The following is a 9,674-nucleotide window of genomic DNA, read 5'->3' on the forward strand; positions in this document are numbered from 1 at the left end:
CGGGACAGTTCCGGAAGCGCGGACGACACCGAGCACTCGTCGACCGAACCGGTTCCCCTCCCGGTTCCAGCGCCCCCATTACCACACCGTGCTCGCGCGACGAATGTAGCGTACGCGCGGGAATCGTGTTCGCCGTGTGTCAATCGTGGACGTTCATCACCTGAGCGTCGATGGCCGGAATCCATCCCCCCGGGGATCGCCGCAGCCATCCCTCGGCCGCTCCGAGCTGGGCCGCCGCCCGGCGGAGCGCGGTGAGACCGGGATGCACCAGCCCTTTTCGCCAGACCAGGGACACCGGCGACAGCGGCACCGGATCGACCAGCGGCCGGTGCACGGTCCCGGGCATGGCCGGAAACTCCTGCACGACCAGGATCGGGGCGCCCGTCTTCGCCATCACCCGCTGGAACTCCTCCTCGCCGATCGCCAGCGGATGGGGTGACGCGACCTTGATGCCACGTCCCTCGAACAGGTGACGTGCCAGGTCGGTCCACTCCGGCGTCCGTGGATTGCCGTCCCCGGCGTACACCGACTCCCCCGCCAGGGCGGCGAGCGGCACCGTATCGGTTTCGGCCAGTGGATGGGCCAGCGGCAGCAGCACCGCCATTGGCTCGAAACGTACGGGCTGCTGTTCGAGACCGGCCCGCAGTGCCGGGTCCAGTCCGGCGAACCGGCCGAAGGAGGCGTCCAGCCGCCCGGCCAGCAACTCCCCCGCCGCCCAGGTCAGCCCGCTCTCGTAGCGGGCCATCAGCTCCAGGTCGGGGGCGAGTTCACGGGCCCGCAGCAGGACCCGGCGGGCGGTGCCGAGTCCCGGTGAGTTGACATCGACCAGCAGCGGGCGGGCCGGGCCGAACTCCGCGAGCAGTTCGTCCTGCGCCCGCAGCACCCGCCGCGCGTACGGCAGCAGCCGCTCCCCGTCCGCGGTGAGCGTCACCTGGCGGGTGGTGCGCAGGAACAGCTCCGCCCCCAGTTCCCGCTCCAGCCGCCGGACGTCCCGGCTGAGCGCCTGCTGGGAGACATAGCGCCGGGCGGCGGCCCGGGTGAAGTGCAGTTCCTCCGCCACGGCGACGAAGGAGCGGAGCAGTCGGGGATCGAGGTCGGCCGGCATCCCGGCAACGTACCGCATGATTCACAACCCAGGTGCGTGAATAGAGGGTCAGAAGGTGTTGGACCGGACGATCACGCACGGGCGACCGTGGCCCCATGCCGCAGCCCCCGTACGCACGTCACCGGCCGCCCGCCCGAGCGGGCGTCGCCCCCGCCGTCACCGCCGACACCCTGATCGCCGCCGACCTCAGGCCCCGGGGCCGGTCCCGCGACCGGCCCCGCGGCCGACCCCCGCGACACACCGCGCCCGGCCCCTACCGGCGGCTCTTCGCCCTCCCCGGCACCCGTGCCTTCACCGCCGGCAATCTGCTGGCCCGGATGCCGATGGGCATGTTCAGTGTGAGCGCGGTGGTGATGATCGCCGGGGCCCGCGACTCGTACGCCCTCGCCGGGGCCGTCTCCGCGACCGGGCTCGCCGCCACCGCGGTCGTCGCGCCCTGGATCGCCCGGCTGGTCGACCGGCACGGCCAGGCGCGGATCGCCGTACCGGCCACCCTGTGCGCCGTGCTCGGCAGCCTCGCCCTGGTCCTCTGCGTCCGCCACGACGCCCCCGCCTGGACCCTGTTCGCCTCCTACGCCGCCACCGCGACCACCCCGAACATCGGCGGGATGTCCCGGGCCCGCTGGGCGTATCTGCTGGCGGACGACCCCGGTGCCCGGCACACGGCGAACTCCTTCGAGCAGTCCGCCGACGAGTTGAGCTTCATGCTGGGGCCGGTGCTGGCGGCGTTCCTGAGCGGGACGTTCTTCCCGGAGGCGGGCACTCTGACCGGGGTGGTGCTGCTGGTGAGCGGGGTGCTGATCTTCACGGCGCAGCGCGCGACCGAGCCACCGCCGCGCCCGGCGACCGGGTCCGCCCCGCCGCTGCGGGCGCCCGGGATGGTGCCGCTGCTGGTGATCTGCCTGGCCATGGGGGCGGTGTTCGGTGCGATGGAGGTGGTCACCCTGGCCTTCGCGGACACCGCCGGGCATCCGACGGCGGCGGGCGCGGTCCTCGGGCTCCAGGCGGCCGGTTCGTTCGCGGCGGGGCTGGCGTACGGGGCACTGCGGCCGGCCGGTACGCCCGAGCGGCGCTATCCGTGGTGCATCGCCGCGATGGCCGTCCTGCTGACCCTGCCGCTGCTCGCCGCGGCGCTGACCGGGTCGCTTGCGCTAGTGGCGGTGGCGCTGCTGATCGCCGGGATGGCGACCGCCCCGACCATGATCACGGGCATGACCCTGATCCAGCGGCGGGCCCCGGCGGACCGGCTGAACGAGGCGATGACCCTCGCGGTGACCGGGCTGCTCGCGGGGATCGCGTGCGGTGCGGCGACCGGCGGCTGGGTCGCCGAGCGGCTGTCCCCCACGGTGGGCTACGCGCTGCCGGTCACGGCGGCGGCCCTCGCCCTGCTGCTTGCCCTGCGGACCCGTCGTCGCTGAGCGCGCGCCGGGCCCGGCCCGGACACACCGAGGGCCCGGCAGTCGGTGACTGCCGGGCCCTCGCCATGGAGATTGTGGAGATGGCGGGAATCGAACCCGCGTCCAACGGTGCGGAATCAGGGCTTCTCCGTGCGCAGTCCGCTGCGATTTTCTCAGCCCCGGAGATCACGCGGACAAGTCTCCGACGGGCTCAGTCACTGTTGGATTTCCCTCTTCACCCCGTGACCGGGATCAAGGTTTAGTCCCCTAGCTGATGCCAGGATCCGGGTCGGGAACACCCCCGGGCTGACACTTCGCAAGTCGCTACTTAGGCAGCGAGGGCGAAGGAATCGCGCTTGGTATTGGCGATTATTGTTTTCGGCCTGTGGTTTACGAGATCATGGCCGCTTCCTCGACACGCTTCCCCTGCTTCGACAACCGCTGTCGAAACCGATCATCCCCATGTGGTGTTTTCAATCAGCGCGCCGGGTGAACCGGCGCTTGTTCCATCGTACGGGATCAGCGCGACGACGTGCCAGCGTATTCCCGGCGACGCCCCGGGCCCCTCCCCGCACGGCTCACGCGCGCTGGCGCCGCCGTACCGCCGACACCGCCCGCTCGGTCTCGCGCCGGTCCTGCTTCTCGCGCAGGGTCTGGCGCTTGTCGTACTCCTTCTTGCCGCGCGCCAGGGCGATCTCGACCTTGGCGCGGCCGTCCTTGAAGTACAGGGCCAGCGGCACGATGGTGAAGCCGGACTCGCCGGACTTGGCCTCCAGCTTGTCGATCTCCACCCGGTGCAGCAGCAGCTTGCGCTTGCGGCGGGCGCTGTGGTTGGTCCAGGTGCCCTGGCTGTACTCCGGGACATGCACGTTGTAGAGCCATGCCTCGTGCCCGTCGAGCTGGATGAACCCGTCGGCGAGCGAGGCCCGGCCCTGGCGCAGCGACTTGACCTCGGTACCGGTGAGGACCAGTCCGGCCTCGTAGGTGTCGAGGATGTGGTAGTCGTGCCGCGCCTTCTTGTTCTGCGCGATCAGCTTGCGCCCTTTTTCCTTAGCCATAGTGCGGACCATTTTCGCACTACGCGGGGGGTGGCCGGGAAGTGATTATGCGCGTCCGCCGCCGTCCGGGACCCCGTCGGGCCGGGGGGCTACCGCCCCAGCCCGGTGAGGACCGTCTCCGCGCGGTCCAGTGCCCCGGCGTCCGCCTCCAGGTCGGGAGTGATGCCCTCGCCGTCGACCGTGCGGCCGGCCGGGGTGCGGTAGTGGCCGACGGTCAGCTCGGCGACCGAGCCGTCCGGCAGCGGGGTGGGCATCTGCACGGAGCCCTTGCCGAAGGTGCGGGAGCCGACGACGACCGCCCGGCCCCGGTCCTGGAGGGCGCCGGTGACCAGCTCGGCCGCGCTCATCGTGCCGCCGTCGACCAGGGCGACCAGGGGGCGGGCGGTGTCGCCGCCGCTCTCGGCGTGCAGCGCCCGCTCGGCGCCGTCGACGTCGTAGGTGGCGACCAGACCGCCGTCCAGGAAGGCGGAGGCGGCGGTGACGGCCTCGGTGACCAGTCCGCCGGAGTTGCCGCGCAGATCGAGGACGACACCGGTGCCGTCGGGGGCCTCGCGCACGGCGTCGCGGACCGAGGCGCCGGAGCCCTTGGTGAAGGCGATCACCTTGATCACCGTGACCCCGCCGGGCAGCGCGCTGACGGTGACCGGGTCGGTGGACAGCCGGGCGCGGCGCAGAACCTGCTCCCACGCGCGGGTGCCCCGTTCCAGCCCGAGGCGCACGCTCGTCCCGGCGTCGGCGTCCTCGGCGTCGCCGCGCAGCAGGGCGACCACCTCGGTGACCGGGAGTCCGGCGACGCTCCGGCCGTCGACGGACATCAGCCGGTCCCCCGCGCGGACGCCCGCTCCGGCGGCGGGCGAGCCGGTGGAGACCTCGGTCACCTCGATCCGCCCGTCCCGCTCGCGCCGCGCCGACACCCCGACGCCGGTGTACTCGCCGTCGAGGGCCTCCTCGAACTCGGCGTACTCGCCCTCGGTGTAGACGGCGTCCCAGCGCTCTCCGCTGCGGCTGACGGCCCGCTCGGCGGCCTCCACCGGGGACTTGCCCTCGGCCATGGCCTCGGCAGCGGCCTCGGCGATGTCCTCGCGCCCGGCGGGGACGGGGGCGTCATGGCGCCCGGCGGGGGCGGCGGCGCTGGTGGTGCCCGGCTCGGGTGCGGGGCGCGGCTCGGCGACCGGGAGCGAGCCGGTCGCGGCGCCGGCCACCAGGACGCCGGCGAACACCAATGTCAGGGCGGCCCCGCGGCGGAAGCGGCGGGGCTGACAGAACAGGTCGCGGCCTGACATGGCGGTGAGTCTAGGACAACGCGAAGGGCCGTACGGCCGGTTGACCGTACGGCCCTCGGGGCGAGTGTCACACCTTCAGGTACTTGCGCAACGCGAAGAACGCGGCAAGGGCGGGCATCAGCAGACTGGTCGCGAGGATCAGCGGCAGCTTGGCGAGGACCGCGTCCCAGCCGATGAAGTTGATCAGATTGAGCTTCTCGGACAGGGCGAGTCCGTGATCGATGATGAAGTACCGGGCGAGCACCAGGAAGCCGCACGCGACCAGACCGCCGATGAGCCCGGCGACGGCCGCCTCCATGATGAACGGCGCCTGGATGTAGAAGCCGGAGGCGCCGACCAGGCGCATGATGCCGGTCTCGCGCCGCCGGCTGAACGCCGAGACCCGGACCGTGTTCACGATCAGCATCAGCGCCACCACCAGCATCAGCGCCATGATCGCCAGGGCCGCCGCGTTCATGCCGTTGAGCAGCTCGAACAGGTTGTCCAGGATGCCCTTCTGGTCCTGGACGGACTGCACGCCGTCCCGCCCGTTGAAGGCGGTCGCGATCACCTGGTACTTCTCCGGGTCGTCCAGCTTGATCCGGTAGGACTCCTGCATCTGGTCCGGGGTGAGCGAGCTGGCCAGCGGGGAGTCGCCGAACTGCTCCTTGTAGTGCTTGTACGCCTGGTCCTGGGACTCATGGGTGACCGTGTCGACCACCGACATCTTCTCCAGGTCGGTGGTGATCTGGTTCTTCTGGTCCTCGGTGACCGCGCCCTTGGCACAGTTGGGGTCGGACTCGGCGTCGGACTTGTTGCAGAGGAAGATCGAGACGTTGACCTTGTCGTACCAGTAGCCCTTCATGGTGTTGATCTGGTCGCTCATCAGGAGCGACCCACCGAAGAGGGCCAGGGACAGGGCGACCGAGACGACGACGGCGAAGGTCATCGTCAGATTGCGGCGGAGACCGACTCCGATCTCCGACAGGACGAACTGGGCGCGCATGGCGTCGGGTTAAGCCTTTCCGTGGACGTCTGCGGGACTGCGGGCCGGTGGGGCCGCGGCGGTCAGTGCTGGTAGCCGTAGACGCCGCGGGCCTGGTCGCGGACGAGGCGACCCTGTTCCAGCTCGATGACGCGCTTGCGCATCTGGTCCACGATGTTCTGGTCGTGCGTCGCCATCACCACGGTGGTGCCGGTCCGGTTGATCCGGTCGAGCAGCTTCATGATGCCGACGGAGGTCTGCGGGTCGAGGTTGCCGGTCGGCTCGTCCGCGATCAGCAGCTTGGGCCGGTTGACGAAGGCCCGCGCGATGGCGACGCGCTGCTGCTCGCCGCCGGACAGCTCGCCCGGCATCCGGTCCTCCTTGCCGCCGAGCCCGACCAGTTCCAGGACCTGGGGGACGGACTTGCGGATCTCGCCGCGCGACTTGCCGATGACCTCCTGGGCGAAGGCCACGTTCTCGGCGACCGTCTTGTTCGGCAGCAGCCGGAAGTCCTGGAAGACCGTCCCGAGCTGGCGCCGCATCTGCGGGACCTTCCAGTTGGACAGCCGGGCGAGGTCCTTGCCCAGGATGTGCACCTGGCCGTGGCTGCACCGCTCCTCGCGGAGGATCAGCCGCAGGAAGGTGGACTTTCCGGAGCCGGAGGACCCCACGAGGAACACGAACTCGCCCTTCTCCACTTCCAGGGACACATCCCTGAGTGCGGGGCGGGTCTGCTTGGGGTAGACCTTGGAGACATTGTCGAATCGGATCACGGATGCACCACGGGTCGCCGGGGGTAGATGTGCGTGACCATACGCGACCGGGGCACACCCCCGCAGTCACCGGACCCGGTTGCGTGACGCTTGTGCCTTTTTGTACGGCTGCCTTTTCCGTGCCGCCGCCTTTTTCCGCGCCCGGCCCCGTCACCCCGCTCCCGGCGTCGGGGCGCAGCGCCGGGCGGAACCTGGCACAGTGGAGTGGGGAACGTTCACGGCCCGGGCGCCGTTGAACGGAGTGGAACGCACTTGTGAGGAGGGCGAGCGCATGACGTACGACCGGCTGGTGTGCGCTAACTGTGCCGCGCCCGTGAGCGAGGGCCGCTGTCCCGTCTGCCGGGCCAGCCGCCAGCGCCTGCGGCAGGACAACCTTTTCGCGGGCCTCAATCCGGCGACCCTGATCGCGCTGCTGGCGCTGCTGATCGTCGCCGCGGCCCTGCTGGCGCACCAGACCGCGTAGCCCCTCCGGGGGAGCCCCCTGAGGACCCGAAGCACCCGGCACACTCGAAACATCCGAGACATCTGAACGTCCGAAGCGATGTGAGAAGGGCCCGGAGCCGCCGCTCCGAGCCCTTCTCGTCACTGCGCTGTCACTCTCGGTGGCGATCAGGCCGCCGCGCCGCCCCGGCCGGTCATCAGGCGCGGGAGCACCCGGAAGCCGATACCGCCGGCGATCATCGTCGCGGCGCCGATCACCAGGAAGGTGGTCTCCATGGCGCCGGTCTCGGCCAGCTCGTCGCCACCGCCCTGCGGGGTGGTGCTGCCGGCCGGGGTCTCGGTGCCGGTGTCGGTCAGCGACGAGGTGCCCTCGTTCTGCGCGGACTCGCCGGAGCCGCCGTCGGGGCCCACCCCGCCGGTGCCGCCGTCATCGCCCGGCTCCTCGCCGGGGCCCGGGTCCGTGGGCTCCTCGGTGGGCTCCTCCGGCTCCTCCGTCGGCTCGGTGGGCTCATCCGTGGGATCGGTGGGCTCATCCGTGGGATCGGTGGGCACATCGGTCGGGGTCGGGGTCGGCGTCGGGGTCGGTGTGGGCGTCGGGGTCGGGTTCGGATCCGTCGGGATCCCGGGGTCGGTCGGTTCCGGCGGCGAGGGAGTCGTCTCGTCGTCGGCGCACAGCACACCGAGCAGGCAGTCGTCGGTGTCGGCCGCCGAGGCCGCTCCCGCGGCGGTCAGCGACGCACCGGCGGCGATCACGGCACCCGCCGCCAACCGCGCGACACGGATCCGTGTCTTCTTCGTCATGTGGTTGCTACCCCCAGTAGCTCATCGTCAGGGAGGCGGCGCTCCGGGGCGGTGATCGAACGGGGGTCACTGCGGTGACGCGAGAAATGGTGAAGCCCCCCGGTTCACATGCGCCCCAGGTAAAACGCATGCCACCGTGCACCCTTCCCATTTTTCAAAGCAACGTCAAGGCCGTTGCGTACGCGATGTCCCGATACGGCGTGAATGCCAGGCGGGGTGGCGTGTGAGTGTGATGTAAAACCCAGACATCGGGGGCGAACAAAAGGCAACTGCCACCGGGAGGGCGGCAGTTGCCTTGTCGACAAAGCGGTGTTTCCGGTCGCATCGCGCGCCGGTCGGCCGCCGGGCTACTTGTCCTGCTGCTTGCGCCAGCGAATCCCGGCCTCCAGAAAGCCGTCGATCTCCCCGTTGAACACGGCCTCGGGGTTGCCCACCTCGAACTCCGTGCGCAGATCCTTGACCATCTGGTACGGGTGCAGGACATAGGAACGCATCTGGTTGCCCCAGGAGTTGCCGCCGTCGCCCTTGAGGGCGTCCATCTTGGCCTGCTCCTCCTGGCGTCGCCGGTCGAGGAGCTTCGCCTGGAGCACGTTCATCGCGGACGCCTTGTTCTGGATCTGCGAGCGCTCGTTCTGGCAGGAGACGACGATGCCGGTCGGCAGGTGGGTGATGCGCACCGCCGAGTCGGTGGTGTTGACACCCTGGCCGCCGGGCCCGGAGGACCGGTATACGTCGATCCGCAGCTCGCTCTCGTCGATCTCGACGTGGTCCGACTGCTCCACGACCGGAAGCACCTCGACCCCCGCGAAGGAGGTCTGGCGGCGGCCCTGGTTGTCGAAGGGCGAGATCCGCACCAGCCGGTGCGTGCCCTGCTCCACGGAGAGCGTGCCGTAGGCGTACGGCGACTGCACGGCGAAGGTGGTCGACTTGATGCCGGCCTCCTCCGCGTACGAGGTCTCGTAGACCTCCGTCTTGTAGCCGCGCTGCTCGGCCCAGCGCAGATACATGCGCTGGAGCTTCTCGGCGAAGTCGGCCGCGTCCACGCCGCCGGCCTCCGCGCGGATGTTCACCAGCGCCTCACGGGAGTCGTACTCGCCGGACAGGAGGGTACGGACCTCCATCTCGTCCAGCGCCTTGCGCACCGCGGTCAGCTCGGACTCGGCCTCGGCACGGGTGTCCGGGTCGTCCTCCTCCTCGGCCATCTCGAAGAGCACCGCGAGATCGTCGATCCGCCCGCGCAGCGCCTCCGCCTTCCTGACCTCGGCCTGGAGATGGGACAGCTTGCTGGTGATCTTCTGCGCCTCGTCCGGGTTGTCCCAGAGGGACGGCGCTGCCGCCTGCTCCTCAAGCACGGCGATGTCCGCCCTCAGCCTGTCGAGGTCCAGGACGGCCTCGATCGACTCCATGGTCGAGGAGAGGGACTTGAGCTCTTCGGAAACGTCGACAACTGCCACGTCCCCCAGCGTAACGGCTCCACCGGGGGAGGAGCGCCGGGCGGGAGGGGGGTCGTTTGGTCACGCTGAGTGAGGGTAGGGGGTGGCTTTCTGGGGGCGCGCGAGCCGGTGGGGGCCGGTCGCGCACTTCCTCGCGCCCCTGAGTGCCTCGGCGCCCACCGTCGGCTGTGGCCTCGCGGGGCCGGTGGGTCTATCGGCTCCCCCGGCGTCCGAGGAGCGGGCCGGTCAGGGGGTCGGCGGCGCCGAGTGTTCCGTACCGCCGCCCGGGGACGCGTCACCGCAGGGCCGGTGGGTCTCTCAGCCCCCCCGGCGTCCGAGGAGCGGGCCGGTCAGGGGGTCGGCGGAGCCGAGTGTTCCGTGCCGCCGCCCGGGGACGCGTCACCGCAGGGCCGGTGGGT

Annotated in this window: 9 protein-coding genes and 1 other RNA gene; 2 read left to right on the forward strand and 8 right to left on the reverse strand. The window is 70.9% G+C overall.

All coding sequences use genetic code 11. The features are described from left to right. Nucleotides 1–139 precede the first annotated feature (139 nt). Nucleotides 140–1,105, reverse strand: a complete 966-nt coding sequence (locus ABZX40_RS23430; protein WP_355738467.1) for a LysR family transcriptional regulator — start codon at nt 1,103–1,105, stop codon at nt 140–142. A gap of 95 nt (nt 1,106–1,200) precedes the next feature. Here ABZX40_RS23430 and ABZX40_RS23435 point away from each other — a divergent pair, with 95 nt between their 5' ends. Further along, complete coding sequence (locus ABZX40_RS23435) at nt 1,201–2,523, forward strand: MFS transporter (RefSeq protein ID WP_355738464.1); 1,323 nt, start codon at nt 1,201–1,203, stop codon at nt 2,521–2,523. A 72-nt stretch (nt 2,524–2,595) separates the two neighbouring features. Here ABZX40_RS23435 and ssrA read toward each other — a convergent pair. The 5 genes from ssrA to ftsE form a co-directional block, all read right to left on the reverse strand. Next, nucleotides 2,596–2,964, reverse strand: a transfer-messenger RNA (tmRNA) gene (ssrA, locus tag ABZX40_RS23440). A 116-nt stretch (nt 2,965–3,080) separates the two neighbouring features. After that, nucleotides 3,081–3,560: an SsrA-binding protein SmpB gene (smpB, locus tag ABZX40_RS23445; protein ID WP_355738461.1), complete on the reverse strand. Its 480-nt coding sequence runs from the start codon at nt 3,558–3,560 to the stop codon at nt 3,081–3,083. An 89-nt stretch (nt 3,561–3,649) separates the two neighbouring features. Beyond that, nucleotides 3,650–4,843, reverse strand: coding sequence for a S41 family peptidase (locus ABZX40_RS23450; RefSeq protein WP_355738458.1), 1,194 nt, complete (start codon nt 4,841–4,843; stop codon nt 3,650–3,652). Between the two features lie 67 nt (nt 4,844–4,910). Then, on the reverse strand, nt 4,911–5,828 hold the full coding sequence (ftsX, locus tag ABZX40_RS23455) for a permease-like cell division protein FtsX (protein ID WP_355738455.1): 918 nt from the start codon (nt 5,826–5,828) through the stop codon (nt 4,911–4,913). 62 nt (nt 5,829–5,890) lie between these two features. Next, a complete protein-coding gene (gene ftsE, locus ABZX40_RS23460) occupies nt 5,891–6,580 on the reverse strand; it encodes a cell division ATP-binding protein FtsE (RefSeq protein ID WP_355738452.1) in 690 nt (229 codons plus the stop codon). A gap of 271 nt (nt 6,581–6,851) precedes the next feature. Between ftsE and ABZX40_RS23465 the strand changes: the two genes are divergently transcribed. Further along, nucleotides 6,852–7,043: a hypothetical protein gene (locus ABZX40_RS23465; protein ID WP_355738840.1), complete on the forward strand. Its 192-nt coding sequence runs from the start codon at nt 6,852–6,854 to the stop codon at nt 7,041–7,043. A 146-nt stretch (nt 7,044–7,189) separates the two neighbouring features. Here the strand turns inward: ABZX40_RS23465 and ABZX40_RS23470 are convergent, their stop codons facing one another. Then, a complete protein-coding gene (locus ABZX40_RS23470) occupies nt 7,190–7,822 on the reverse strand; it encodes a hypothetical protein (protein ID WP_355738449.1) in 633 nt (210 codons plus the stop codon). Nucleotides 7,823–8,169: 347 nt separating this feature from the next. Then, nucleotides 8,170–9,276 (reverse strand): peptide chain release factor 2, encoded by a 1,107-nt coding sequence (gene prfB, locus ABZX40_RS23475; protein WP_355738446.1) that lies wholly within the window; start codon nt 9,274–9,276, stop codon nt 8,170–8,172. Between the last annotated feature and the right edge of the window lie 398 nt (nt 9,277–9,674).

This window comes from Streptomyces sp. NPDC004610, assembly GCF_040609715.1.
Lineage (GTDB): Bacteria > Actinomycetota > Actinomycetes > Streptomycetales > Streptomycetaceae > Streptomyces.

Coding starts and splice junctions, on each gene's coding strand:
- ABZX40_RS23430 (WP_355738467.1), bottom strand. CDS start 1,105: ATGCCGGCCGACCTCGATCCCCGACTGCTCCGCTCCTTCGTCGCCGTG.
- ABZX40_RS23435 (WP_355738464.1), top strand. CDS start 1,201: ATGCCGCAGCCCCCGTACGCACGTCACCGGCCGCCCGCCCGAGCGGGC.
- smpB (WP_355738461.1), bottom strand. CDS start 3,560: ATGGCTAAGGAAAAAGGGCGCAAGCTGATCGCGCAGAACAAGAAGGCG.
- ABZX40_RS23450 (WP_355738458.1), bottom strand. CDS start 4,843: ATGTCAGGCCGCGACCTGTTCTGTCAGCCCCGCCGCTTCCGCCGCGGG.
- ftsX (WP_355738455.1), bottom strand. CDS start 5,828: ATGCGCGCCCAGTTCGTCCTGTCGGAGATCGGAGTCGGTCTCCGCCGC.
- ABZX40_RS23465 (WP_355738840.1), top strand. CDS start 6,852: ATGACGTACGACCGGCTGGTGTGCGCTAACTGTGCCGCGCCCGTGAGC.
- ABZX40_RS23470 (WP_355738449.1), bottom strand. CDS start 7,822: ATGACGAAGAAGACACGGATCCGTGTCGCGCGGTTGGCGGCGGGTGCC.